Below are 24,356 nucleotides of genomic sequence, written 5' to 3' on the forward strand. Positions count from 1 at the left end.
GGGGAGGGCGATGCGGTTTTTTGCAGTTTTCTTTGACGTTTAGAAGGACATCGTCCATGTCGAAAGTACAAGGCATCACCGAAATGTTGGGAATCTTTCCGTGTCTGGCCCTGGGGCGACGAAGACGCCGGCTCAATAGCGAGGAAATGAAACTGGTGGAACGCTATCGGGAGCTGTCGGAGAGCGACAGGATCGCGATGAGGTATCTGGTGGATGCGATGAGGAGTGTTTCGAGGTTTTGAAACAATGGGGCATCCCGTCCTGGCTGGATGCCCTCATCTACCAATCCTGGGAACGCTCGGATCGCTGATGCAGCACGCGCAGAACTTGTACCTGGCCTTGGGAAAATCGGTAAGGGGCGATAAAGGGAAAACGGCCAAGTACCAACTCTCGGACATCGGGCATGCCTGAAGGCCTGCCCGAGCCGGGAAACTGTTCCAACAGTTCAAAGGATTGCAGCATCGTGGAAATGATTTCGAGAGCGGCTTTTGCGCCAACTACCTTTCGGTAGTGTTCGTGGATGGCATCGAGATCGCTATCGGCTTTTTCAGTCAGTACTACGCTCGGCACGTTTTGCCCACTTAGCCTTCACGGCATCCAGATCGGTGAGTTTCCCTGCGTCGGCATCGGCGATGCCGTCACTGATGGCTTGCAGATGCCAGGACTCGGCTTCCACATATCGAACCAATGCACGCTTGAGATGGTACTGACGATCTCTGTCGGTCGCCGCAGCCAATAAATCCAGCTGCTGTGCCAATTGTTCTTCGACGCGAAAAGACAAAACGGGTGAGGCCATGATGGCTCTCCTAAGGTGTATACGCTGTAAACGACGTAAACACCCTAGGCCGAGCCAGGGTTTTCGTCAACCGCAGGCGTGCATGGGTTGCACGAAACTCTAGTGCGGCGAACACGAACGAGAGAGAGGGATGTGTTGCCAGATGCTAACGCAACGAGATGGGGTTAACCGACTCAACCCCCGTCGGGGTGATATCCATATTCAATCCTTGTTGGTTTTTTTAGATCACCCCGGCACCACGACGGCACCGGGGCGAATGCCGTTACCGGCTGACTTTCCAGGCATCCCCAGCAGGCGCCATGCCATGGTCATACGGCTTGGCGAACCACATGTAGAGCAGGCCCAGACCAATGACGATGGCGGTACTCAGCACCATCGCGTAGTTGATGTACCACGCGGCATCCGGGGTGCGTGGCCAGGCCATGTTGATGATGGCGCCGACACCATAGACCAGCGCGCCGATGTTCACCGCCCAGCCCCAGGGGCCGAGGGTGAATTTGCCGCTCGGTTTCCAGCCCTTCATGCGGGCGTACAGGGCTGCGAGCACGATCATCTGGAACGCCAGGTAGATGCCGATGGCCGCGAAGCTGACGATGGTGGCGACCGCGTCTTGCAGGAAGAAGCCGAGGATGATGATTAGTGCCGGCAGGACACCGGAGACGAACAGCGCGGCAACTGGAACCTGAGTCGTAGGGGAAATCTTCTTCAGCAGTCGGCTGCCGATGACCATTTCGTCACGGGCGTAGGAATACAGCAGGCGACTGGCCGCTGCTTGCAGGCTGATCACGCAGGAGATGAAGGAAATCATCACCACGCCCATCACCACTTTCGAACCGATCGGGCCGAAGGCGTTGTTGAGGATGGTGGTGACCGGGTCCTTGTCGGTGCCGTTGATCACCGCTTGCATGTCCGGTACGGCCAGGATCAGCGCCAGGCAGGCGAACATCGCCGCGATGCCGCCGATGTAGATGGTCATGCGCATGGCCACCGGGATTTTCTTGCTCGGGTTCGGGGTTTCTTCGGCCACGTCACCGCAAGCCTCGAAGCCGTAGTACAGGAACATCCCCGCCAGCGACGCGGTGAGGAACGCCGGCAGGTACGAGCCGTCGACGCTGATATCGAAGGTGTTGAACAACACGCTGATGGGTTGATGACGCTCGAAAATCAGCAGGTAAACGCCGACGATCACCGCGCCCACCAGCTCGCACAGGAAGCCGAACATGGCAATGCGCGCCAGCACTTTGGTGCCGCTGAGGTTGACCAGAGTGGCGAACAGCGTCAGGAACAGGGCGATGATGATGTTGGTGTTGTTGCTCGGTTCAAAACCCATCATGGCGGCGAGGTACGGACCGGCACCGACCGCAACGGCGGCGATGGTTACGCACAGGGCGATGGAGTAGATCCAGCCGACCATCCACGCCCAGCGTTTGCCCACCAAGCGGCGAGCCCAGGGGTATACGCCACCGGAAATCGGGAACTGCGAAACCACTTCGCCGAAGATCAGGCACACCAGCAGTTGGCCGCAACCGACCAGCAAGTAAGCCCAGAACATAGGTGGCCCGCCTGCGGCCAGGCACAGGCCGAACAGGGTATACACCCCGACCACCGGGGACAGGTAGGTGAAGCCCAGGGCGAAGTTTTCCCACAGGCTCATGCTGCGATTGAAGTTGGAGGTGTAACCGAGTTTGCGCAGTTGCTCGGCATCGCTGTCGGCAAGGGCTGCAGAGAGATCGGGTGATGCACTCATGTGTTATTGCTCCGGAAAATCGGCAGATTTCGGATGTCCGAAACCGTGGCGGGGCCTTGGGGGCGCCGCCCGGATCGGTGGTTATTGTTTTTTTAAGTTGCGGTGAATCCTTGGTGTAAATCGCTGACATCATCCGTGTGTCTGCTGAAAAGATCGCAGCCTGCGGCAGCTCCTACAGGGTGTACGGCGCTCTTTGTAGGAGCAGCCGCAGGCTGCGATCTTTTCGCGGTTAATGCTTGAACATCACGTGCCGCACAACGGTGTAGTCCTCCAGCCCGTACATGGACATGTCCTTGCCATAGCCGGACAGTTTCTGACCGCCGTGGGGCATTTCGCTGACGAGCATGAAGTGCGTGTTGACCCAGGTGCAGCCGTACTGCAGGCGAGCCGACAGGCGATGGGCGCGGCCGACGTCGGCGGTCCACACGGAAGAGGCCAGGCCGTAGTCCGAATCGTTGGCCCAGCCCAGCACCTGCGTTTCATCGCTGAACCTGGTCACCGAGACCACCGGCCCGAACACTTCGCGGCGCACGATTTCGTCGTCCTGCTGCGCATCGGCCAGTACCGTCGGTTCGAAGAAGTAGCCGTTGCCCTCAACCGCCTTGCCGCCAGTGATCAAGCGAATGTGCGGCTGGGCGATGGCGCGTTCGACGAAACCGGTTACGCGGTCGCGGTGTTGCGCGGTGATCAGCGGGCCGAGCTCGGTCGACGGATCATCCTGCAAGCCGTACTTGATACTGCTGACGGCGGCGCCGAGTTTTTCCACGAATTTGTCGTAGATGCCCTCCTGGGCATAGATGCGGCAGGCAGCGGTGCAGTCTTGCCCTGCGTTGTAGAAACCGAAGGTGCGGATGCCTTCGACGGCGGCATCGATGTCGGCGTCGTCGAAGATGATCACCGGGGCCTTGCCGCCCAATTCCATGTGCATGCGCTTGACGCTGTCGGCGGTGCTGGAAATGATGTTCGAGCCGGTGGCAATCGAACCGGTCAACGACACCATGCGCACTTTCGGGTGGGTCACCAGCGGGCTACCGACCGTAGGACCACGGCCGAACACCAGGTTGAGTACACCGGCCGGGAAGATCTCCGACGCGAGCTCGGCCAGGCGCAGGGCAGTCAGCGGGGTTTGTTCCGACGGCTTGAGCACCACAGTATTACCGGCGGCCAAGGCCGGGGCGATTTTCCAGGCGACCATCATCAGCGGGTAGTTCCACGGTGCGATGGAAGCGATCACGCCCACCGGGTCGCGGCGGATCATCGAGGTGTGCCCCGGCAGGTACTCGCCACCGGCTGAACCGCTCATGCAGCGGCTGGCGCCAGCGAAGAAGCGGAACACGTCGGCAATCGCCGGGATCTCGTCGTTCAGCGCAGCGCTGTAAGGCTTGCCGCAGTTGTCCGATTCCAGTTTCGCCAGCTCTTCGCCGTGGGCTTCGATGACATCGGCCAGTTTGAGCAGCAGCAGCGAGCGCTCTTTCGGCGGGGTATGCGACCAGCTGTCGAACGCGGCGTCGGCGGCGCGTACGGCGGCATCGACCTGGGCTTCGCTGGCTTCGTTGATTTCCACCAGTACACGACCCAGGGCCGGGTTGAATACGGGTTGGGCGGGGCCTTCGCCGTTGAGCAATTGGCCGTTGATCAAGAGTTTGGTTTGCATGTTTATCTCCTCTGAATTCTTTGTGTAGGGGGGATGTCAGTTACTTGCCACCACTCCCCGCAACGCTCTCACCACCCCGGGTCAGGTAATAGGCACCAAGAATCGGCAGCATGGTCACGATCATCACCAGCATCGCCACGACGTTGGTCACCGGCACGTCCCGTGGGCGGCTGAGCTGGTTGAGTAGCCACAGCGGCAGGGTGCGTTCATGGCCGGCGGTGAAGGTGGTGACAATGATTTCGTCGAACGACAGGGCAAACGCCAGCATGCCGCCGGCCAGCAGCGCCGAACCAAGGTTCGGCAGGATGATGTAGCGGAAGGTCTGCCAGCCGTCGGCGCCGAGGTCCATCGAGGCCTCGATCAAACTGTGGGAAGTGCGGCGCAAGCGAGCGATGACGTTGTTGTAGACGATCACCACGCAGAAGGTCGCGTGGCCGACGATGATGGTGAACATCCCCGGTTCGATTCCCAGTGTCTTGAAGGTCGCCAGCAACGCGATCCCGGTGATGATCCCCGGCAGGGCGATCGGCAGGATCAGCATCAGCGAGATGCCTTGCTTGCCGAAGAAGTCCCGGCGATACAGCGCGGCCGAAGCCAATGTGCCGAGGACCATGGCGATCAGCGTGGCAATCGAGGCGATCTGCAACGACAGCTTGATCGCTTCCAGTACATCTGGCCGCGAGAACGCCACGCCGATCCACTTCAAGGTGAAACCCTTGGGTGGAAAGCTGAACGCCGCGTCTTCGGTGTTGAAGGCGTACAGGAAGATGATCAGGATCGGGAAGTGCAGGAACACCAGCCCGCCCCAGGCCGCTATGCGTAGCCCGAGGGATGCCTGCCCTTGAGATGAAGAGTCAGAGCGCATCGAAGGCCCCCAGTCGTTTGACGATGGACAGGTAGATGGCGATCAGTACGATCGGCACCAGGGTGAAGGCAGCGGCCATTGGCATGTTGCCGATCGCGCCTTGCTGGGCGTACACCATGCTGCCGACGAAGTAGCCGGGCGGGCCCACCAGTTGCGGCACGATGAAGTCGCCCAGGGTCAGCGAGAAGGTAAAGATCGAACCGGCGGCAATGCCCGGGATCGACAGCGGCAGAATCACTTGCATGAAGGTCTGGCGCGGCTTGGCGCCGAGGTCGGCCGACGCTTGCAGCAACGAAGGCGGCAGGCGTTCCAGCGAGGCCTGGATCGGCAGGATCATGAACGGTAGCCAGATGTAGACGAACACCATGAAGCGCCCCAGGTGCGAGGTCGACAAGGTGCTGCCGCCCACCCCCGGAATCCCCAGAACGAACTGCAGGACCGGTTCCAGCCCCAGATGCTGCACGAACCACTGCGCCACGCCGCCCTTGGCCAGCAGCAGTGTCCAGGCGTAGGCCTTGACGATGTAACTGGCCCACATCGGCATCATCACCGCGATGTAGAAAAACGCCTTGGTCTTGCCGGTGGTGTAGCGCGCCATGTAGTAGGCAATCGGGAACGCGACAATGGCGCTGGCAATCGACACCACAATCGCCATGCCCAGGGTGCGCAGGATGATGTCGAAGTTTGACGGCTGGAACAGTGCGGTGAAGTTCGCCAGGGTCAGGTCGGGGGTGACCGCCATGGTGAAGTCGTCGAAAGTGTAGAAGCCTTGCCACAGCAGCGTCAGCAACGAGCCCAGGTAGATCGCGCCGAACCACAGCAACGGCGGCACCAGTAGCATCGACAGGTACAGGTTCGGCCGGCGATACAACAGGTTGGAAAACCTGCGCAACGGCGAGCCGCCCGACGAGGATTGTGAAATAGCCAAGGTGCTCATCTCACACCCCGCCGGCAAGGGTGTCGTGCAACTGGACCATGGCTTCCCGCGCCCAGCGTGCGCTCAGACGCTGGCCGGTCTGATGTTGCGCGCTGCTGTCGATCCACTGATTGTTGGCCTGGCTGATGTTCAGGGTCTGGCCGTTTTCCAGTTTCAGTTCGTAGCGGGTGGCGCTGCCCTGGTACTGGATGTCGTGGAGCAAACCGCTGACTTCGATCTCGTGGCTGGCCAGCGGGCCTTCGGCGAAGCGCACGTGCTCCGGGCGAATTGAAAATGGCTGCGGATTGCCACTGAGTTGCTTGGCCAGGTCGCCGCGAATCACGTTGGAGGTGCCAACGAATTCCGCCACGAAGGTGGTGGCCGGTTTCATGTACAGGTTGCGCGGGCTATCGACTTGTTCGATGCGGCCCTTGTTGAACACGGCCACCCGATCGGACATCGACAGCGCTTCGGTCTGGTCGTGTGTGACGAAGATGAAGGTGATGCCGAGCTGGCGTTGCAGCTTCTTCAACTCGCCCTGCATTTGCTCGCGCAACTTCAGGTCGAGGGCGCCGAGGGGTTCGTCGAGCAGCAGCACCCGTGGACGGTTGACCAAGGCGCGGGCCAGGGCCACACGCTGGCGCTGACCGCCGGAGAGCTGCACCGGCTTGCGCTCGCCGTAGCCGCCGAGGGCGACCATCTCCAGGGACTCTTCGGCACGCTTGAGGCGCTCGACCTTGCCGATGCCTTTGACTTTCAAACCGTAGGCGACGTTGTCGCGCACGTTCATGTGCGGGAACAGCGCGTAATCCTGGAACACGGTGTTCACGTCGCGCTGGTAGGGCGGCAGGTGGGCGGCCTCTTCGCCATGAATACGGATGGAGCCCGTGCTCGGTTGTTCAAAACCGGCGATCAGGCGCAAACAGGTGGTCTTGCCCGAGCCGGACGGCCCCAGCATTGAAAAAAACTCGCCGTCCTGGATGTCGATGGAAACCCGGTCTACGGCTTTCACTTCGCCGAATAGACGGGAGACGTTGGTGAACTGGACTGCAAGCGTCATGGTGCGGTGCTCCCAAAAGGCGCGCTTTCTTTCAACGGAATCGAGTGTGCTGTGAAAAGATCGCAGCCTGCGGCAGCTCCTACAGATTTTGCATAGGGCGCCACATTTGCGGTGCATGCGATCGGCGTAGGAGCTGCCGAAGGCTGCGATCTTTTGATCTGGTCAGGGGATCAACGACCGCCCATGATCGCGATGTAATCCTGGGTCCAGCGGCTGTACGGCACGAATTTGCCGCCTTCAGCCTGCGGGGTTTTCCAGAAGGCGATCTTGTCGAACTGGTCGAAACCGTTGGTCTTGCAGCCTTCGGCACCGAGCAACTCACTGCCCTGGCACGCCGCCGGCACCGCTGGCAACGAGCCGAACCAGGCCGCTACGTCACCCTGGACTTTCGGTTGCAGCGACCAGTCCATCCACTTGTAGGCGCAGTTGGGGTGCTTGGCTTCGGCGTGCAACATGGTGGTGTCGGCCCACCCGGTGGCGCCTTCTTTCGGGATGGTCGAGGCGATTGGCTGCTTCTCGTTGATCAGGCCGTTGACCTGATACGGCCAGGCACCGGAGGCGACCACGCCTTCGTTCTTGAAGTCGCTCATTTGCACTGTGGTGTCGTGCCAGTAGCGGTGGATCAGCGGCTGCTGGGCGCGCAGCAGATCGAGCACGGCCTTGTACTGGGCTTCGGTCAGTTCGTAGGGGTTCTGGATACCCAGTTCCGGTTTGGCCGATTTGAGGTACAGCGCCGCGTCGGCGATATAGATCGGGCCGTCATAGGCCTGTACGCGGCCCTTGTTCGGCTTGCCGTCCGGCAGGTTTTGCGCGTTGAACAACACGCCCCAGCTGGTGGGCGCGGACTTGAACACGTTGGTGTTGTACATCAGCACGTTCGGGCCCCACTGGTACGGGGTGCCGTAGGTCTGCTTGTTGACCACGTACCACGGTGCATCTTTGAGGCGCGGGTCGAGATTCTTCCAGTTCGGGATCAACGCGGTGTTGATCGGCTGCACACGCTTGCCGACAATCAGGCGCAGGGACGCGTCGCCGGATGCGGTGACCAGGTCGTAACCGCCCTTGGCCATCAGGCTGACCATTTCATCGGAGGTGGCCGCCGTCTTGACGTTGACCTTGCAGCCGGTCTCCTTCTCGAAACCGGTCACCCAGTCGTAGGCCTTGTCGCTCTCGCCACGTTCGATGTAGCCGGGCCAGGCCACAATATCCAGTTGGCCTTCGCCCGCCCCGACAGCTTTGAGCGGCTCGGCGGCCTGGACACTGGCGCTGGCCAGCAGCGCGGTAGTGATTGCACTGAGCAGTGCGGTCTTGTGCACGAACATGGGAATTCCCTCTTCTTCAAATTATGGTCGGGGCAGTTGTGAACGTGGTGAAGCATGCCGTTGGTGGCTTGTTATTAGCGTAGTCAGAGATGCTCGCCATGGCGGGCCATGATGTGCCGCACCACGCTGTAGTCCTGAAGCGAATCGCTGGACAGGTCTTTGCCGTAGCCCGAACGTTTCAGGCCGCCATGGGGCATTTCGCTGACCAGCATGAAGTGGCTGTTGATCCAGGTGCAGCCGTACTGCAAGCGCGCCGCGACCTGCATGGCCTTGTCGAGGTTTTGGGTCCAGACCGAGGAGGCCAGGCCGTATTCCGAATCGTTGGCCCAGTCCACCGCTTGTTCCAGCTCATCGAAGCGGGTCACGGTGACCACCGGCCCGAACACTTCGCGCTGGACGATCTCGTCACTTTGCTTGCAGCCGGCGAGCAGGGTCGGCTGGTAATAGAAGCCGGCACCGGAGTGCACCGCCGCGCCGGTCACCCGCTCGATGTGCGGCTGGCCCAAGGCACGCTCGACAAAACTGGCCACGCGGTCACGCTGGCGGGTGCTGATCAGCGGGCCGATTTCGTTGTCGGCATCGCGCTTGCCGGCGAAACGCAGGCTGCTGACGGCCGCACCGAGCTCGGCCACCAGGCGGTCATGAATCCCGGCCTGGGCATAAATGCGGCAAGCGGCGGTGCAATCCTGGCCGGCGTTGTAGTAGCCGTAGGTGCGCACGCCTTCGACCACGGCCTGAATGTCGGCATCGTTGCAGACGATCACCGGAGCCTTGCCGCCGAGTTCGAGGTGGGTGCGTTTGAGTGTCTTCGACGCGGCCTGCAGAATCTTCTGGCCGGTGACGATATCGCCCGTCAGCGACACCATGCGGATCTTTGGATGGCTCACCAGATGGCTGCCGACGCCTTCGCCGCCACCGCAAACGATGTTGATCACTCCCCGTGGCAGGATCTCGGCCAGTGCCGGGGCCAGGGCCAGGATCGACAGCGGCGTGTGTTCCGATGGCTTGAACACCAGGGTGTTGCCCGCGGCGAGGGCCGGGGCGATTTTCCACGCGGCCATCATGATCGGGTAGTTCCACGGCGCAATCGACGCCACGACCCCGATAGGATCGCGCCGGACCATGCTGGTGTACCCCGGCAGGTATTCGCCGCTGAGCTGGCCGGTCTGGCAACGCACGGCACCGGCGAAGAAACGGAACACGTCGACCGTGGCACTCAAGTCGTCCTGACGGGCCAGGTGCAACGGCTTGCCACAGTTCATGGATTCGAGGCGGGCCAACAGGTCGGCGTTTTTTTCGATGGTGTTGGCGATTTCCAGCAGCAGGTTCGAACGCTGCTGCGGCGTGGTCCGTGACCAACCGGCAAAGGCACGGTGGGCGGCGAGGATCGCGGCTTCGACTTGCTCGGTGCTGGCTTCGGCGATCCGGGTCAGGACTTCCCCGGTGGCGGGGTTGAGAATCGGCTCGACGCAGCCTTGACCGGCAACCAATTCACCATCGATCAACAATGCGGTGAACAACGGGGTCTGCGCGCCAGCCATTTTTCGGGTTCTCGTTTTTTGTGTGGCTTGTTGTGTAGACATGGCAGCGCTCCCTGTAACTGGGGCCCGGCCGTCTTTATTAGATGCACAAGACTAGTTCGCGGGCCCGAGGACAACAAATACTAAATACTGAAGGTGGCGTTCGATTAAATAGATGGCTTACGCCCGCCGTGGGGTTGTTCGCGGGCGACCGTCAGGAACGGGTCCACCAGCGCCGGTCGCGCGGTGCCGCGACGCCAGGCCAGGCCGACATCCAGGGTCTGGCTGAGGTCGGCGATCGGTCGCGCTTCGATGATGTCACCCTCCAGTGACCACGGGCGATAGGTCATGTCAGGCTGGATCGACACGCCCAAACCGGCGGCCACCAGGCTTCGCACCGCTTCGGTGGAGGCCGTGCGCAGGGTGATGCGCGGTTGCAGGGAGGCGGCCGACCACATGCGTTGGGCGTTGCGGTCCATTTCATCGACGTTCAGTTGAATCAATGGCTCGCGGGCCACGTCGGCGAGGTTGATGCTGTCGTGTTCGAGCAGCGGGTGCTGGGCTGGCAGCCATAGCCGGTGCGGCGAGTGGGTCAGGACTTCGGTCTGCAGGGCGTGGCGGTCTTCGAGGTTGGAGAGGATCAACACGCCGACATCGATCTCGCCGCTGACCAGCAAATGCTCGATGTACGGGCGCTCGTCTTCCATCACGCGGATTTCCACGTTGGGGTAGGCGCGCTGGAAACGGGTGAGCAGATCCGCCAGGTAATAACCGGCCACCAGGCTGGTCACGCCGACGATCAGTTGCCCGGCAACCTGGTCGGTGCTCTGTTGCAGGCTGCGCTTGGCATTATCCACCGTGGCCAGGATCAAGTGCGCCTGACGCAGGAACTGATGCCCCTGGTGGGTCAGGGTCATGCCCTTGGCGTGGCGGCTGAACAGGCTGACGCCGATTTCCTCCTCCAGTTGCTGGATCGCCAGGGTCAGGGTTGACTGGGAAATGAATGCGGTTTGCGCGGCGGCCGAGATCGAGCCGGTCTCGGCCACGGCGATGAAGTGACGGATCTGACGCAAGGTCATCATGGGAAAGCACCCGGTGGGCTGTTTTTATCGATTGGCGAGAGTGTATATCTTTTTTTTTGATAGGCCGTCGCAAGCGGCAATGGGCGCTGAGGCATGCAACATCTGGAAGCACTCTCGCCCATGGGGCGGGGGCACTTTCGTTTTAGGCTGGTGGTCTTGGTTTCAGGTTAAACGTCTTTTGGAGGCGGTAAATGAACACCCGTGGATTGCTCGATCAACTACTCAAGTCCGGCCAGGACCTGTTGCAGAACAAGGCCGGCAGCCCGCAGCAAAAGGGCGCGAGCGGTGGCACCAGCGCCCTCGGCAGTTTGCTCTCCGGTGCGAGTGGCGGGGCATTGGCGGCAGGTGCAATGGGTTTGCTGCTCGGCAGCAAAAAGGCCCGTAAAGTCGGGGGCAAGGTCGCGGTCTACGGTGGTCTCGCCGCGCTGGGCGTGCTGGCTTATAAAGCCTACGGTAACTGGCAGGCGCAGCAGGGCGATGCAGCCGCTACGGAGCCGCAAACCCTGGACCGCGTACCGGCCGCGCAAGTCGAACTGCACAGTCAGGCGATTCTCAAGGCGCTGGTGGCCGCGGCCAAGGCTGACGGTCATGTCGATGAACGTGAGCGCGCCTTGATCGAAGGCGAATTCACCCGGCTCGACAGCGACCGGGAACTGCAACACTGGCTGCACGCCGAGCTCAACAAGCCGCTGGACCCGAGCGATGTCGCCCGCGCCGCCCTCTCTCCGGAAATCGCCGCCGAGATGTACATCGCCAGCGTGATGATGGTGGACGAGGAAAACTTCATGGAGAAGGCTTACCTCGACGAACTGGCGCGGCAGCTCAAGCTGGAGCCGGGGTTGAAGGCCGAGCTGGAAAAGCAGGTTCGCCAGGCCTCCCTGTAAACCTTCAGGCTGCATTCGCGAGCAGGCTCGCTCCCACATCAAGTCTTCAGTGATCGCAGATTCTGCATACACCAGAGATTCAATATGGGAGCGAGCCTGCTCGCGATGGCGTTTTCAGCCACACCACCGCCCCTTTTCTGCCCAATCACCCTGGTACCCGTCCCGCCTTTTTTTGACGGGATGAGAAGCGGTGCGCATCCGTCTTATAAATGAAACACCGCCCTCGGCTATACTCCCCGCATTTCGAATCGGCCCCGAGGAATGACTGTGAAGAACTGGACGTTACGCCAACGCATTTTGGCGAGCTTTGCGGTAATTATCGCCATCATGTTGTTGATGGTGGTCGTCTCGTACTCCCGGCTGTTGACGATCGAAAACAGCGAGGCCAGCGTGCGTGAGGACGCTCTGCCAGGGTTGTATTACAGTTCGATGATTCGTGGCGCGTGGTCCGACAGTTATGTGCGCATTCAGGCCATTCTCGGCCTGGAGGAGGGGCAGAGTTTCACTGCCGAGGATGCCGCGAACTTCAAGGGCTTCGCTGATCGGTTGAAAGAGCAGATGGACCTCTACCGTGCAACGATGGGCGACGAAGAAGACAGGGTCGATTTCGCAGCGTTCGAAAAACTTCATGACGACTACCACCGGATTCTGGCCGCGGTGATCGAGTTGCATAAACGCAACCAGAGCGCCGCGGCCGTCAACATGTTCAACAGTGAACTGACCCCGACCTGGGCAGCGGGTCGAATGAAGGTCAATGACATCCTGCGTCATAACAAGACCGTGGCGGACACAGAAATCGCGGCCATTGATGATGCGGTGGTCACCGCCAAAGTCATCATGGGCATTTCCCTGGTGATCGCGGTGCTGGCCGCCGGTCTCTGCGGCCTGTTGCTGATGCGCGCCATCATGGCGCCGATGAACCGCATCGTGAAAATCCTCGAAATCATGCGCACTGGCGACCTCAGCAGCCGCCTGAACCTGGAACGCAAGGACGAATTCGGCGCGGTAGAGACCGGTTTCAACGACATGATGACCGAGCTCACTTCTCTGGTGTCCCAGGCCCAGCGTTCGTCGGTGCAGGTGACCACGTCGGTGACCGAGATCGCCGCGACGTCCAAGCAGCAACAAGCCACCGCCACCGAAACCGCCGCCACCACCACGGAAATTGGTGCGACCTCCCGTGAGATCGCCGCCACTTCCCGGGATCTGGTGCGCACCATGACCGAGGTCTCCACCGCCGCCGACCAGGCTTCCGTGGCTGCCGGTTCCGGTCAGCAAGGCCTGGCGCGCATGGAAGAAACCATGCACTCGGTGATGGGCGCGGCCGATCTGGTCAACGCCAAGCTGGCGATCCTCAACGAGAAGGCCGGCAACATCAATCAGGTGGTGGTGACCATTGTCAAGGTCGCCGACCAGACCAACCTGCTGTCGCTCAACGCCGCCATCGAGGCCGAGAAGGCCGGGGAATACGGACGCGGCTTTGCCGTGGTCGCCACCGAAGTGCGGCGCCTGGCGGACCAGACGGCCGTGGCCACCTACGACATCGAGCAAATGGTGCGCGAGATCCAGTCGGCGGTATCGGCCGGGGTCATGGGCATGGACAAGTTTTCCGAGGAGGTGCGTCGTGGCATGTCCGAGGTGCAGCAGGTCGGCGAGCAGTTGTCGCAGATCATCCATCAGGTCCAGGCGCTGGCGCCGCGGGTGTTGATGGTCAACGAAGGCATGCAGGCCCAGGCCACCGGTGCCGAGCAGATCAACCACGCGCTAGTTCAGTTGGGTGATGCCAGCAGTCAGACTGTCGAGTCTCTGCGCCAGGCCAGTTTCGCCATCGATGAGCTGAGCCAGGTGGCCGTCGGGCTGCGCAGCGGCGTTTCGCGATTCAAAGTCTGATGAGCGAAATCACGGCCAAACGCTCTGTCGTGAAGCAGGCGCTGCATGCCTTGTTTCTGGTGTTTCGCATCGGCAACGAGCGCTATGCCTTGAAGGCTGTCGAAGTGGCTGAAGTGCTGCCGCGCCTGCCGTTAAAGCCAATTCCCCATGCTCCCGGCTGGGTCGCCGGGGTATTCGCCTATCGGGGCGCGGTGGTGCCGGTGATCGACTTGAGCGCACTGACCTTTGGCACGCCTGCACAGGCCCGTACCAGCACGCGACTGGTGCTGGTCAACTATCGCCCGGACGAAACCGCCGAGACCCAGCTGCTCGGGCTGATCCTCGAACAGGCGACTGACACCCTGCGCTGCGATCCGGCGGATTTTCAGCCCTACGGCCTGGACAATCGCCAGACGCCTTACCTCGGGCCGGTGCGCAAGGACGAGCAGGGCTTGTTGCAATGGGTTCGGGTCGGCGATCTGCTGGACGATCAGGTACGCGCCTTGTTGTTCCCCTCGCCGCCAATGGATCCGGCACTGCTGCAGGAGCGGCCATGAACAGCGACCAGCGTTTTTTCGACTTCCTCAAGGAAACCATCGGGCTCGACGTGACCTCGGTAGGGCCGGCGATCATCGAGCGAGCGGTGCGCCAGCGCAGCATCGTTGCGCAAGCCGTGTCGGCCGATGAATATTGGCGCACCCTGCTGGGCTCGCGGGACGAGCAGCAGGCGTTGATCGAAGCGGTGATCGTTCCGGAAACCTGGTTCTTTCGCTACCCGGAGTCCTTCGTCACCCTGGCTAAACTCGCGAGCAAGCGTCTGGCCGAGATCAACAACCTGCGTGCATTGCGGATTCTCAGCCTGCCGTGCTCCACCGGCGAAGAACCGTACTCGATCGCCATGGCGTTGCTCGATGCCGGGCTCAAACCGCACCAGTTCAAGGTCGACGGCCTGGACGTCAGCCCGTTGTCAGTGGAAAAAGCCCGGCGTGCGTTGTACGGCAAGAATTCCTTCCGGGGGGACGACATTGCGTTTCGCGATCGCCATTTCATCGCCGAAGGCGAGAGCTATCGCCTCGATCAGCGGGTGCTCGAGCAGGTGCGCCTGCAGGTCGGCAACCTGCTGGACCCGGCCTTGCTGGCCGGTGAGCCGCCCTTCGATTTCGTGTTTTGTCGCAACCTGCTGATCTATTTCGACCAGCCGACCCAGAAGCAAGTCTTCGAAGTGCTCAAGTGCCTGACCCACGTTGACGGCGTGCTGTTTATCGGACCGGCCGAAGGCAGTCTGCTGGGGCGTTTGGGGATGCGCTCGATCGGGATCCCGCAGTCCTTTGCGTTCAGTCGACAGGGGACTGCGGACCCTGATCCCTTGCCGGTATTCGTTCCTGCACCGCTGCCAGTGCCGCAACCGTTGCGCAATCCACCGCCTGCGCCAGTGCGCAGCCGTCCGTTTGCCCAGGTTGCGCCGCTGCGGCCGGCGCCTGCCAACTCTGGCTCCGACACTGCCGCGCTGCTGGCCAATATCGCCGTGCTGGCCGATGAAGGCAAAAGCGCCGAGGCGCGAGCAGCGTGTGAAAGCTACTTGCGCAGTCATGAGCCGGTGGCCCAGGTCTTTTACTGGCTGGGACTGCTCAGCGATGTGGCCGGCAATACCCTGGAAGCCCAGGGTTTCTATCGCAAGGCGTTGTACCTCGAACCGCAACATCCCGAAGCGTTGATGCACCTGGCCGGTTTGCTGCTGGCCCAGGGCGACGCGATGGGAGCCAGACGATTGCAGGAGCGTGCCGCCCGCAGCGCACGCGCCGCCGACAGTGAGCGTAAACGATGATCGCCGCCGACACCTTTAGCGTCACCCGGGATGCCCAGGCCATCGACGATTGCTGGAATCGCATCGGTATCCACGGCGACAAGTCCTGCCCGCTGCTCAGCGACCATATTCATTGCCGCAATTGTGCGGTGTATTCGGCGGCCGCTACACGCTTGCTCGATCGTTATGCATTGCTGCAGGAAGATCGCGGGACTGTGTCCGTCGCGGTTGAGAGCGAGGTGAAAACCCGCTCGCTGTTGATGTTCCGTCTGGGTGAAGAGTGGCTGGGGCTTGCGACCCGTAGTCTGGTCGAGGTGGCGCCGCTGCAAGCGATTCACTCTTTGCCGCATCAACGTTCCCGGGCCTTGCTTGGCGTGGCGAATGTGCGAGGCGCACTGGTCGCCTGCCTGTCGCTGGTGGAGCTGCTGGGGCTCGACGGCGCCAGCAGCGTGGCCACCGGTGCGCGGGTCATGCCGCGCATGCTGATCATCGCCGCCGATGGTGGACCGGTGGTGGTGCCGGTGGACGAAGTCGACGGGATTCACGCCATCGACGAGCGCACCCTCGATGCCGCATCGCGCTCGGGTACCCAGGCCAGCGCCAAATACACCCGTGGCGTGTTGCAATTCAAAGGTCGCAGCCTGCGCTGGCTGGATGAAGAACAGCTGCTGTCCGCCGTGACCCGGAGCCTTACATGACCCCCGAGCAAATGCGCGACGCCTCTTTGCTGGAGCTGTTCAGCCTGGAGGCCGAAGCCCAGACCCAGGTCTTGAGCGCCGGCCTGCTGGCGCTTGAGCGCGATCCGACCCAGGCCGATCAACTTGAATCGTGCATGCGTGCGGCGCACTCGCTCAAGGGCGCGGCGCGGATCGTCGGTGTCGACGCCGGGGTCAGCGTCTCCCATGTGATGGAAGATTGCCTGGTCAGCGCCCAGGAAGGCCGCCTGTTGCTGCGCCCCGAGCACATCGATGCGTTGCTGCAAGGCACCGATTTGCTGATGCGCATCGCCACGCCGAACAACAACCCGGAGGCTGCGGACATCGAGGCCTACGTGGCGTTGATGGCGCGGTTGCTGGACCCGGCGGCTCCGCGGGTTGCGCCTGCCGCGCCGGTGATGGCCGAACTTCAGCTTGAACCACCCGCGCCCAGGATCGAGCCGCCGACGCCTGCCGTCGAAGCGTCATCGGCGCCGGCTCCGCGCAAGACCAAACGCACCACTGAAAACGGCGAACGTGTGCTGCGTGTCACCGCCGAGCGCCTGAACAGCCTGCTCGATCTGTCGAGCAAATCCCTGGTGGAAACCCTGCGGCTCAAACCGCACCTGGCGACCATGCAGCGACTCAAGCGCATGCAGAGCAACAGCCTGCGCGCACTGGAGAATCTCAATGTGCATCTCAAGGACCACGCCTTGAGCCTGGAGGCCCGGGAAGCCCTTGAGGATGCGCGGCGTTTGCTCGCGCAATCACAGCAACTGCTCATGGAAAAGAATGCCGAACTCGACGAGTTCGCCTGGCATGCCAGCCAGCGGGCGCAGGTGTTGTACGACACGGCGCTGGCTTGTCGCATGCGGCCGTTCGCCGATGTGTTGACCGGGCAGGTGCGGATGGTCCGGGATCTGGGGCGCGACCTGGGCAAGCAGGTGCGCCTGGAAATTGAAGGCGAAAAGACTCAGGTCGATCGCGACGTACTGGAAAAGCTTGAAGCGCCGCTGACTCACCTGTTGCGCAACGCCGTCGATCACGGCATCGAAACCCCGGAGCAGCGATTGCTGGCGGGCAAGCCGGCTGAAGGTTTGATTCGCCTGCGCGCCTCCCATCAGGCCGGTTTGCTGGTGCTTGAATTGAGCGATGACGGCAACGGCGTGGATCTGGAAAAGGTCCGTCGCAGTATCGTTGAGCGAAATCTGTCGCCCGTGGAAACCGCCGCGCAGTTGAGCGAAGAGGAGTTGCTGACGTTCCTGTTCCTGCCCGGGTTCAGTCTGCGGGACACGGTCACTGAGGTGTCCGGTCGCGGCGTCGGCCTGGATGCGGTGCAGCACATGGTCCGGCAGTTGCGCGGTGCGGTGGTGCTGGAGCAGACGGCGGGCGAGGGCAGTCGTTTCCACCTTGAGGTGCCGCTGACCCTGTCGGTGGTGCGCAGCCTGGTGGTGGAAGTCGGCGACGAAGCCTATGCCTTCCCGCTGGCGCACATTGAGCGCATGTGCGACCTGGAGCCGGCGGATATCGTGCAGGTCGAAGGTCGCCAGCATTTCTGGCACGAAGGCCGGCATGTCGGCCTGGTGGCGGCCAGTCAGTTGTTGCAACGCCCGGCCAGCCAGAACAGCGGGCAAACCCTGAAAGTCGTGGTGATTCGCGAGCGTGATGCGATCTACGGCGTGGCCGTGGAGCGGTTTATCGGTGAGCGGACCTTGGTGGTGCTGCCGCTGGATGAGCGTCTGGGCAAGGTGCAGGACATCTCCGCCGGGGCCTTGCTCGACGACGGTTCGGTGGTGCTGATCGTCGATGTCGAAGACATGCTGCGTTCGGTGGAGAAACTGCTCAACACCGGTCGCCTGGAGCGCATTGCCCGTCACAGCAATCAGGTGGTCGAGGCGGCCCGCAAACGAATTCTGGTGGTGGATGATTCCCTGACCGTGCGAGAGTTGCAGCGCAAGCTGTTGCTCAATCGCGGCTACGACGTGGCGGTTGCGGTGGACGGCATGGATGGCTGGAACGCGCTGCGTTCGGAGGATTTCGATCTGCTGATCACCGACATTGATATGCCGCGCATGGACGGTATCGAACTGGTCACGCTGTTGCGTCGGGACAATCGCCTGCAATCGCTGCCGGTGATGGTGGTGTCCTACAAGGATCGTGAAGAAGACCGGCGCCGTGGACTGGATGCCGGGGCCGACTATTATCTAGCCAAGGCCAGTTTTCATGATGACGCCTTGCTCGATGCAGTGGTCGAGCTCATTGGAGGAGCGCGGGCATGAGGATCGCAATCGTCAACGACATGCCCATGGCGGTGGAGGCCCTGCGCCGCGCCCTGGCATTCGAGCCGGCCCACGAGGTGGTCTGGGTCGCCGGCAATGGTGCCGAAGCGGTGCGCCAGTGCGCGCTGGACACCCCGGACCTGATTCTGATGGACCTGATCATGCCGGTGATGGACGGTGTCGAGGCCACGCGGCGGATCATGGCCGAGACTCCCTGTGCCATTGTCATCGTCACAGTGGATCGCCAGCAGAACGTGCACCGGGTGTTCGAGGCCATGGGCCACGGTGCGCTGGACGTAGTCGATACTCCGGCGGTCGGTGCCGGCAATGCCCAGGAAGCGGCCGCGCCGTTGTTGCGCAAGATCTTGAATATTAGCTGGCTGATCGGCGACAAGGGCAATCGCCCGCGCCTGACGACGGCGCCATTGCACCGCTCGGGCTCACGCCAAAGCCTGATCGCCATTGGCTCATCCGCTGGCGGGCCGGCAGCGCTGGAGGTCTTGCTCAAGGGGCTGCCGCGTGATTTCTCTCCGGCGATCGTGCTCGTGCAGCATGTTGACCAGGTGTTTGCCGCCGGCATGGCTGAATGGCTCGGCAGCGCCAGCGGCCTCGACGTGCGCCTGGCCCAGGAAGGCGAGCCGCCGCAAAGCGGCACGGTACTGTTGGCCGGCACCAATCACCATATTCGTTTGCTGAAAAACGGCACGCTGGCCTACACCGCCGAACCGGTCAACGAGATCTACCGGCCATCCATCGATGTGTTCTTCGAGAGCGTGGCCAGTTACTGGAATGGCGATGCCGTGGGGGTTTTGCTCACCGGCATGGGGCGTGATGGCGCCCAAGGGCTTAAACTCATGCGCCAACAGGGCTACCTGACCATCGCACAAGACCAGGGCAGCAGTGCGGTGTACGGCATGCCGAAGGCGGCGGCCGCCATCGACGCTGCCGTGGAGATTCGCCCGCTGGACAAGATAGCGCCACGATTGCTGGAGATTTTCGCCAAATGAGCACCTTTTCCCTCATTCCTGGCTCAGGTAGTACTCAGGTGACCGCACATGACTGAATTACAGCTCGACGACTTCAAGACCGACGAAAACGCCGCCATGGTGTTGCTGGTGGACGATCAGGCCATGATCGGCGAAGCCGTGCGTCGCGGCCTGTCGAACGAAGAGAACATCGATTTTCACTTCTGCGCCGACCCGCACCAGGCCATTGCCCACGCGGTGCGCATCAAGCCGACTGTGATCCTGCAGGATCTGGTCATGCCCGGCCTCGACGGCCTGAGCCTGGTGCGCGAGTACCGCAATCACCCGGCGACCAAGGATATTCCGATCATCGTCCTGTCGACCAAGGAAGACCCGTTGATCAAGAGCGCGGCCTTTGCCGCCGGGGCCAACGATTATCTGGTCAAGCTGCCGGACAACATCGAACTGGTCGCGCGCATCCGCTATCACTCGCGCTCCTACATGACCCTGCTGCAACGGGACGCGGCGTACCGCGCGTTGCGGGTCAGCCAGCAACAACTGCTCGACACCAACCTGGTGCTGCAACGCCTGATGAACTCCGATGGCCTGACGGGGTTGTCGAACCGTCGGCACTTCGACGAATACATGGAACTGGAGTGGCGCCGTTCGTTGCGTGAGCAGAGCCAGTTGTCGTTGCTGATGATCGACGTGGACTATTTCAAGGCCTACAACGACAGCTTCGGTCATCTGGAGGGCGATGAAGCCCTGCGCAAGGTCGCCGCGGCGATCAAGGATGCCAGTGCCCGACCTTCGGACCTGCCGGCCCGCTACGGCGGCGAAGAGTTCGCCCTGGTGCTGCCCAATACCTCCCAGGGCGGAGCCCGACTGGTGGCCGAGAAGCTGCGCCAGACCGTGGCGGCCCTGAAGATCCCGCATAACTCGCCCACCGAAGGTTCGAGCCTGACCATCAGCATCGGCCTGTCGACCATCACGCCGAAAGCGGGCAGCAACTGCCGCGACCTGATCCTGGCGGCGGACAAGGGGCTGTATTCGGCGAAGAACAATGGGCGTAATCAGGTGGGGATCGGGTGATCTGGTGAAATACCACGCTCTGCAGGAGCTGCCGAAGGCTGCGATCTTTTGATCTTCGCCGTTAAAGCAAGATCGCAGCCTTCGGCAGCTCCTACAAGTGCTCGCCGTGACTCCCAAAACCATTCGCCGGTAAACCCGCCATGCGGGCTGCCGGGGCCGCTTGATTACGGTATACTCGCCGGCTTTCAAAAGTTCGCCAACGAGTGCTGCCCGTCATGGAAATCAACCCGATCCTGAACACCATCAAGGACCTGTCCGAGCGCTCCGAAACTATTCGGGGGTATCTTTGACTACGATCAAAAGCATGAGCGTCTGACCGAAGTCAATCGCGAGCTTGAAGATCCGAGTGTCTGGAACAAACCTGAATACGCCCAGGAACTGGGCCGCGAGCGCGCCGCGCTGGCGCAGATCGTCGATACCCTCGACGAGCTGAACACCGGTCTGGCCGATTGCCGCGACCTGCTGGACATGGCCGTCGAAGAGAATGACGAAGGCGCAGTGGGCGATGTCGTCGCCGAGCTGGCCCGTCTCGAGGAAAGTCTGGCCAAGCTGGAATTCCGCCGTATGTTCAGCCACGAAATGGACCCGAACAACGCCTACCTGGACATCCAGGCCGGTTCCGGCGGCACCGAAGCCCAGGACTGGGCCAACATCCTGTTGCGCATGTACCTGCGCTGGGCCGACAAACGCGGCTTCGACGCCACCATCATGGAACTGTCCGCCGGTGAAGTCGCCGGGATCAAGGGCGCGACCGTGCACATCAAGGGTGAATACGCCTTTGGCTGGTTGCGCACCGAGATCGGCGTGCACCGCCTGGTGCGCAAGAGCCCGTTCGACTCCGGCAACCGTCGCCACACCTCGTTTTCCGCGGTGTTCGTCTCGCCAGAGATCGATGACAAGGTGGAAATCGAAATCAACCCGGCAGACTTGCGGATCGACACCTATCGTTCCTCCGGTGCCGGTGGTCAGCACGTAAACACCACCGACTCGGCCGTACGTATCACCCACGTACCGACCAACACCGTGGTCAGCTGCCAGAACGAACGTTCCCAGCACGCCAACAAAGACACCGCCATGAAAATGCTGCGGGCCAAGTTGTACGAGCAGGAAATGCAAAAGCGCAACGCGGCGTCCCAGGCGCTGGAAGACACCAAGTCCGATATCGGCTGGGGTCACCAGATCCGTTCGTACGTGCTCGATGCCTCGCGGATCAAGGATCTGCGCACCAACATCGAACGCAGCGACTGCGACAAGGTGCTCGATGGCGACATCGACGAATACCTGGAAGCGAGCCTGAAGTCCGGGCTGTAAAACACGCAATACAAGATGATCCCTGTAGGAGCTCAGGGGGACGCCTAGTCCCTGCTGAGCAATCCCCGGGCCGCAGGGCCCGGGGGCAACGAACCTGATGGAATATTTAAAGACATGAGCGACCTAGAACTCGACCCGCAAGCCCTGCAACAGGAAGAAAACTCCCTGATCGCCCTGCGCAAGGAAAAGCTTGCTGCCGAGCGCGCCAAGGGCAACGCCTTCCCGAACGACTTCCGTCGCGAAAACTACTGCGAACAACTGCAGAAACAGTACGCGGACAAGACCAAGGAAGAGCTGGCAGAGGCTGCGATCCCGGTCAAGGTTGCCGGTCGCATCATGCTCAACCGTGGCTCGTTCATGGTGATCCAGGACATGACCGGGCGTATCCAGGTCTACGTCAACCGCAAGACCCTCTCCGAAGAAACCCTGGCCGCGGTGAAAACCTGGGACATGGGCGACATCATCGCCGCCGAAGGCACCCTGGCCCGTTCCGGCAAGGGCGACCTGTACGTCGAAATGACCAGCGTGCGCCTGCTGACCAAATCCCTGCGCCCGCTGCCGGACAAGCACCACGGCCTGACCGACACCGAACAACGCTATCGTCAGCGTTACGTTGACCTGATCGTCAACGAAGACGTGCGCCAGACCTTCCGTGTGCGTTCGCAAGTCATCGCCCACATCCGCAGCTTCCTGATGAAGCGTGACTTCCTGGAAGTGGAAACGCCGATGCTGCAGACCATTCCGGGCGGAGCGGCAGCCAAGCCGTTCGAAACCCACCACAACGCGCTGGACATGGAAATGTTCCTGCGTATCGCGCCTGAGCTGTACCTCAAGCGCCTCGTTGTCGGCGGCTTCGAGAAAGTGTTCGAGATCAACCGCAACTTCCGTAACGAAGGCGTTTCGACTCGTCACAACCCTGAATTCACCATGTTGGAGTTCTACCAGGCCTACGCCGACTACGAAGACAACATGGACCTGACCGAAGAACTGTTCCGCGAACTGGCGCAGCTGGTCCTGGGCAGCACCGACGTGCCGTACGGCGACAAGGTGTTCCACTTCGGCGAGCCGTTCGTGCGTCTGTCGGTATTCGACTCGATCCTCAAGTACAACCCCGAGCTGACCGCCGATGACCTGAACGACATCGACAAGGCTCGCGCCATCGCCAAGAAGGCCGGCGCCAAGGTGCTGGGCTTCGAAGGCCTGGGCAAGCTGCAGGTGATGATTTTCGAAGAGCTGGTCGAGCACAAGCTGGAGCAGCCGCACTTCATTACCCAGTACCCGTTCGAAGTGTCGCCGCTGGCCCGTCGCAATGACGACAACCCGAACGTCACGGACCGTTTCGAGCTGTTCATCGGTGGTCGTGAAATCGCCAACGCCTACTCCGAGTTGAACGACGCGGAAGACCAGGCCGAGCGCTTCATGGCCCAGGTGGCCGACAAGGACGCCGGCGACGACGAAGCCATGCACTACGACGCCGACTTCGTTCGTGCGCTGGAGTACGGCATGCCGCCAACGGCGGGTGAAGGCATCGGTATCGACCGTCTGGTGATGCTGCTGACCAACTCTCCGTCGATCCGCGACGTGATCCTGTTCCCGCACATGCGGCCGCAAGCGTAAGTGTTTCAAATAAAAAGCCGCCTTTGAGGCGGCTTTTTATTGCCTGTCTGGTACAAACGTATCAACTTGTTACTTTCATCTGAGAGGAAATACCTGTCGTGATTCGTGCAATAGCTCAAGAAGGTGCAGCGGGTGTCGCCACTGCGGTCGCTGAAAGTGTTCAGTACCAGGGTCGCAAGGCCAGCCGACAGGGCAGCGAACAGCGACGACAGGAAATCCTGGATGCCGCCATGCGCATTGTCGTGCGTGACGGTGTGCGGGCCGTACGGCACCGTGCGGTGGCCGCAGAGGCACAAGTGCCGTTGTCGGCGACCACTTACTATTTCAAGGATATCGATGACCTGCTCACCGATACCTTCGCCCAATACGTGGAACGCAGTGCGGCGTACATGGGCAAACTGTGGGTGAACAACGAGGGCCTGCTGCGCGAGATGATCGACAGTGGCGATGGCAGCCCGCAGGCGCGCTCGAAACTGGCGGACGACATTGCGCGGCTGATGACCGATTACGTTCACCGGCAACTGGTCAATCGCCGTGAGCATTTGATGGCCGAGCAGGCGTTCCGTCAGGAGGCATTGCTTAACCCGCGCCTGGCCGAACTGGTGCGCTCGCATCAGCAAATCCTGTTGCAGGGCTCTTGCCAGCTGTTCCAGGTATTGGGCTCGCGCGAGCCGCATCAGGATGCCAAGGTGTTGACGGCGATTATCGGCCGGATGGAATATCAGGGCCTGCTCAACGTAGACGAGCCTGCCGCCGAAGAGGAAATGCTCGGCATCCTGACGCGCTACATGCACCTGGTATTGGCGTCGGTCTAATCCCCGTAGGAGCTGCCGAAGGCTGCGATCTTTTGATCTTGATCCTTTGAAAAACAAGATCAA

22 protein-coding genes are annotated in these 24,356 nt (G+C 61.5%); 12 read left to right on the plus strand and 10 right to left on the minus strand.

The genetic code is table 11. The annotated features are described in order from the left end of the window. The first annotated feature begins 56 nt into the window (after window positions 1-56). Window positions 57-242, plus strand: coding sequence for a hypothetical protein (locus ACMDB8_RS04920; protein WP_046041279.1), 186 nt, complete (start codon window positions 57-59; stop codon window positions 240-242). Window positions 243-279: 37 nt separating this feature from the next. Here the strand turns inward: ACMDB8_RS04920 and ACMDB8_RS04925 are convergent, their stop codons facing one another. The 10 genes from ACMDB8_RS04925 to ACMDB8_RS04970 all read right to left on the minus strand — a co-directional run bounded on the left by ACMDB8_RS04925 (window position 280) and on the right by ACMDB8_RS04970 (window position 10,962). After that, entirely contained in the window at window positions 280-570 is a 291-nt protein-coding gene (locus tag ACMDB8_RS04925; RefSeq protein WP_082562882.1) for a type II toxin-antitoxin system RelE/ParE family toxin, read from the minus strand. After that, the gene (locus tag ACMDB8_RS04930) at window positions 548-796 is read right to left on the minus strand and encodes a CopG family ribbon-helix-helix protein (protein WP_056721085.1); all 249 of its coding nucleotides are present in this window, start codon (window positions 794-796) and stop codon (window positions 548-550) included. The genes ACMDB8_RS04925 and ACMDB8_RS04930 overlap by 23 nt, the downstream gene beginning before the upstream one ends. A gap of 262 nt (window positions 797-1,058) precedes the next feature. Then, the gene (locus ACMDB8_RS04935; protein WP_223542181.1) at window positions 1,059-2,543 is read right to left on the minus strand and encodes an APC family permease; all 1,485 of its coding nucleotides are present in this window, start codon (window positions 2,541-2,543) and stop codon (window positions 1,059-1,061) included. Between the two features lie 229 nt (window positions 2,544-2,772). Beyond that, a complete protein-coding gene (locus ACMDB8_RS04940) occupies window positions 2,773-4,197 on the minus strand; it encodes a gamma-aminobutyraldehyde dehydrogenase (protein WP_056721081.1) in 1,425 nt (474 codons plus the stop codon). A gap of 40 nt (window positions 4,198-4,237) precedes the next feature. Further along, window positions 4,238-5,062, minus strand: a complete 825-nt coding sequence (locus ACMDB8_RS04945) for an ABC transporter permease (protein WP_056721079.1) — start codon at window positions 5,060-5,062, stop codon at window positions 4,238-4,240. Further along, on the minus strand, window positions 5,052-5,999 hold the full coding sequence (locus tag ACMDB8_RS04950) for an ABC transporter permease (protein WP_056721073.1): 948 nt from the start codon (window positions 5,997-5,999) through the stop codon (window positions 5,052-5,054). The genes ACMDB8_RS04945 and ACMDB8_RS04950 overlap by 11 nt, the downstream gene beginning before the upstream one ends. Window position 6,000: 1 nt before the next feature. After that, the gene (locus ACMDB8_RS04955; protein ID WP_056721071.1) at window positions 6,001-7,038 is read right to left on the minus strand and encodes an ABC transporter ATP-binding protein; all 1,038 of its coding nucleotides are present in this window, start codon (window positions 7,036-7,038) and stop codon (window positions 6,001-6,003) included. A 170-nt stretch (window positions 7,039-7,208) separates the two neighbouring features. Then, complete coding sequence (gene ydcS, locus ACMDB8_RS04960; protein WP_223542179.1) at window positions 7,209-8,360, minus strand: putative ABC transporter substrate-binding protein YdcS; 1,152 nt, start codon at window positions 8,358-8,360, stop codon at window positions 7,209-7,211. A gap of 83 nt (window positions 8,361-8,443) precedes the next feature. Further along, window positions 8,444-9,901 (minus strand): gamma-aminobutyraldehyde dehydrogenase, encoded by a 1,458-nt coding sequence (locus ACMDB8_RS04965; protein WP_056721067.1) that lies wholly within the window; start codon window positions 9,899-9,901, stop codon window positions 8,444-8,446. Window positions 9,902-10,047: 146 nt separating this feature from the next. Then, window positions 10,048-10,962 carry a LysR family transcriptional regulator gene (locus ACMDB8_RS04970; protein ID WP_007975056.1) on the minus strand — a complete coding sequence of 305 codons (915 nt, stop codon included), beginning with the start codon at window positions 10,960-10,962 and terminating at the stop codon, window positions 10,048-10,050. Window positions 10,963-11,153: 191 nt separating this feature from the next. On the opposite strand from ACMDB8_RS04970, the gene ACMDB8_RS04975 reads away from it, so the two are divergent. The 11 genes from ACMDB8_RS04975 (at window position 11,154) to ACMDB8_RS05025 (ending at window position 24,293) form a co-directional block, all read left to right on the plus strand. Next, window positions 11,154-11,846, plus strand: coding sequence for a tellurite resistance TerB family protein (locus ACMDB8_RS04975; protein WP_056721062.1), 693 nt, complete (start codon window positions 11,154-11,156; stop codon window positions 11,844-11,846). Window positions 11,847-12,113: 267 nt separating this feature from the next. Further along, complete coding sequence (locus ACMDB8_RS04980) at window positions 12,114-13,736, plus strand: methyl-accepting chemotaxis protein (RefSeq protein ID WP_056721061.1); 1,623 nt, start codon at window positions 12,114-12,116, stop codon at window positions 13,734-13,736. Next, window positions 13,736-14,272: a chemotaxis protein CheW gene (locus tag ACMDB8_RS04985; protein ID WP_056721059.1), complete on the plus strand. Its 537-nt coding sequence runs from the start codon at window positions 13,736-13,738 to the stop codon at window positions 14,270-14,272. The genes ACMDB8_RS04980 and ACMDB8_RS04985 overlap by 1 nt, the downstream gene beginning before the upstream one ends. Then, entirely contained in the window at window positions 14,269-15,540 is a 1,272-nt protein-coding gene (locus ACMDB8_RS04990) for a CheR family methyltransferase (protein WP_409078250.1), read from the plus strand. The genes ACMDB8_RS04985 and ACMDB8_RS04990 overlap by 4 nt, the downstream gene beginning before the upstream one ends. Then, window positions 15,537-16,217, plus strand: a complete 681-nt coding sequence (locus ACMDB8_RS04995) for a chemotaxis protein CheW (protein WP_223542177.1) — start codon at window positions 15,537-15,539, stop codon at window positions 16,215-16,217. The genes ACMDB8_RS04990 and ACMDB8_RS04995 overlap by 4 nt, the downstream gene beginning before the upstream one ends. Beyond that, window positions 16,214-18,493: a hybrid sensor histidine kinase/response regulator gene (locus ACMDB8_RS05000; RefSeq protein WP_056721053.1), complete on the plus strand. Its 2,280-nt coding sequence runs from the start codon at window positions 16,214-16,216 to the stop codon at window positions 18,491-18,493. Before ACMDB8_RS04995 ends, ACMDB8_RS05000 begins: the two co-directional genes overlap by 4 nt. Further along, window positions 18,490-19,500 (plus strand): chemotaxis response regulator protein-glutamate methylesterase, encoded by a 1,011-nt coding sequence (locus tag ACMDB8_RS05005; RefSeq protein ID WP_223542176.1) that lies wholly within the window; start codon window positions 18,490-18,492, stop codon window positions 19,498-19,500. Before ACMDB8_RS05000 ends, ACMDB8_RS05005 begins: the two co-directional genes overlap by 4 nt. 48 nt (window positions 19,501-19,548) lie before the next feature. Continuing rightward, window positions 19,549-20,550: a response regulator gene (locus ACMDB8_RS05010; RefSeq protein ID WP_223542175.1), complete on the plus strand. Its 1,002-nt coding sequence runs from the start codon at window positions 19,549-19,551 to the stop codon at window positions 20,548-20,550. A 215-nt stretch (window positions 20,551-20,765) separates the two neighbouring features. Continuing rightward, window positions 20,766-21,861, plus strand: a protein-coding gene (prfB, locus tag ACMDB8_RS05015; RefSeq protein ID WP_109790603.1) for a peptide chain release factor 2 whose coding sequence is annotated in 2 segments (ribosomal slippage) — window positions 20,766-20,837 and window positions 20,839-21,861 — 1,095 coding nt in all. Because the reading frame shifts where the segments join, the coding sequence is not laid out codon by codon here. A 114-nt stretch (window positions 21,862-21,975) separates the two neighbouring features. Then, window positions 21,976-23,478, plus strand: a complete 1,503-nt coding sequence (gene lysS / locus ACMDB8_RS05020; protein WP_056721048.1) for a lysine--tRNA ligase — start codon at window positions 21,976-21,978, stop codon at window positions 23,476-23,478. Window positions 23,479-23,576: 98 nt separating this feature from the next. After that, window positions 23,577-24,293, plus strand: a complete 717-nt coding sequence (locus ACMDB8_RS05025) for a TetR/AcrR family transcriptional regulator (protein ID WP_056721047.1) — start codon at window positions 23,577-23,579, stop codon at window positions 24,291-24,293. Window positions 24,294-24,356 lie beyond the last annotated feature (63 nt).

Source organism: Pseudomonas monachiensis (assembly GCF_047345015.1).
GTDB classification, from domain to species: Bacteria; Pseudomonadota; Gammaproteobacteria; order Pseudomonadales; family Pseudomonadaceae; genus Aquipseudomonas; species Aquipseudomonas monachiensis.

What these genes read in the sequence shown, in the direction of transcription:
- ACMDB8_RS04920 (WP_046041279.1), top strand. Translation starts at nt 57, where the DNA reads ATGTCGAAAGTACAAGGCATCACCGAAATGTTGGGAATCTTTCCGTGT.
- ACMDB8_RS04930 (WP_056721085.1), bottom strand. Translation starts at nt 796, where the DNA reads ATGGCCTCACCCGTTTTGTCTTTTCGCGTCGAAGAACAATTGGCACAG.
- ACMDB8_RS04935 (WP_223542181.1), bottom strand. Translation starts at nt 2,543, where the DNA reads ATGAGTGCATCACCCGATCTCTCTGCAGCCCTTGCCGACAGCGATGCC.
- ACMDB8_RS04940 (WP_056721081.1), bottom strand. Translation starts at nt 4,197, where the DNA reads ATGCAAACCAAACTCTTGATCAACGGCCAATTGCTCAACGGCGAAGGC.
- ACMDB8_RS04945 (WP_056721079.1), bottom strand. Translation starts at nt 5,062, where the DNA reads ATGCGCTCTGACTCTTCATCTCAAGGGCAGGCATCCCTCGGGCTACGC.
- ACMDB8_RS04950 (WP_056721073.1), bottom strand. Translation starts at nt 5,999, where the DNA reads ATGAGCACCTTGGCTATTTCACAATCCTCGTCGGGCGGCTCGCCGTTG.
- ACMDB8_RS04955 (WP_056721071.1), bottom strand. Translation starts at nt 7,038, where the DNA reads ATGACGCTTGCAGTCCAGTTCACCAACGTCTCCCGTCTATTCGGCGAA.
- ydcS (WP_223542179.1), bottom strand. Translation starts at nt 8,360, where the DNA reads ATGTTCGTGCACAAGACCGCACTGCTCAGTGCAATCACTACCGCGCTG.
- ACMDB8_RS04965 (WP_056721067.1), bottom strand. Translation starts at nt 9,901, where the DNA reads ATGGCTGGCGCGCAGACCCCGTTGTTCACCGCATTGTTGATCGATGGT.
- ACMDB8_RS04970 (WP_007975056.1), bottom strand. Translation starts at nt 10,962, where the DNA reads ATGATGACCTTGCGTCAGATCCGTCACTTCATCGCCGTGGCCGAGACC.
- ACMDB8_RS04975 (WP_056721062.1), top strand. Translation starts at nt 11,154, where the DNA reads ATGAACACCCGTGGATTGCTCGATCAACTACTCAAGTCCGGCCAGGAC.
- ACMDB8_RS04985 (WP_056721059.1), top strand. Translation starts at nt 13,736, where the DNA reads ATGAGCGAAATCACGGCCAAACGCTCTGTCGTGAAGCAGGCGCTGCAT.
- ACMDB8_RS04990 (WP_409078250.1), top strand. Translation starts at nt 14,269, where the DNA reads ATGAACAGCGACCAGCGTTTTTTCGACTTCCTCAAGGAAACCATCGGG.
- ACMDB8_RS04995 (WP_223542177.1), top strand. Translation starts at nt 15,537, where the DNA reads ATGATCGCCGCCGACACCTTTAGCGTCACCCGGGATGCCCAGGCCATC.
- ACMDB8_RS05000 (WP_056721053.1), top strand. Translation starts at nt 16,214, where the DNA reads ATGACCCCCGAGCAAATGCGCGACGCCTCTTTGCTGGAGCTGTTCAGC.
- ACMDB8_RS05005 (WP_223542176.1), top strand. Translation starts at nt 18,490, where the DNA reads ATGAGGATCGCAATCGTCAACGACATGCCCATGGCGGTGGAGGCCCTG.
- ACMDB8_RS05010 (WP_223542175.1), top strand. Translation starts at nt 19,549, where the DNA reads ATGACTGAATTACAGCTCGACGACTTCAAGACCGACGAAAACGCCGCC.
- lysS (WP_056721048.1), top strand. Translation starts at nt 21,976, where the DNA reads ATGAGCGACCTAGAACTCGACCCGCAAGCCCTGCAACAGGAAGAAAAC.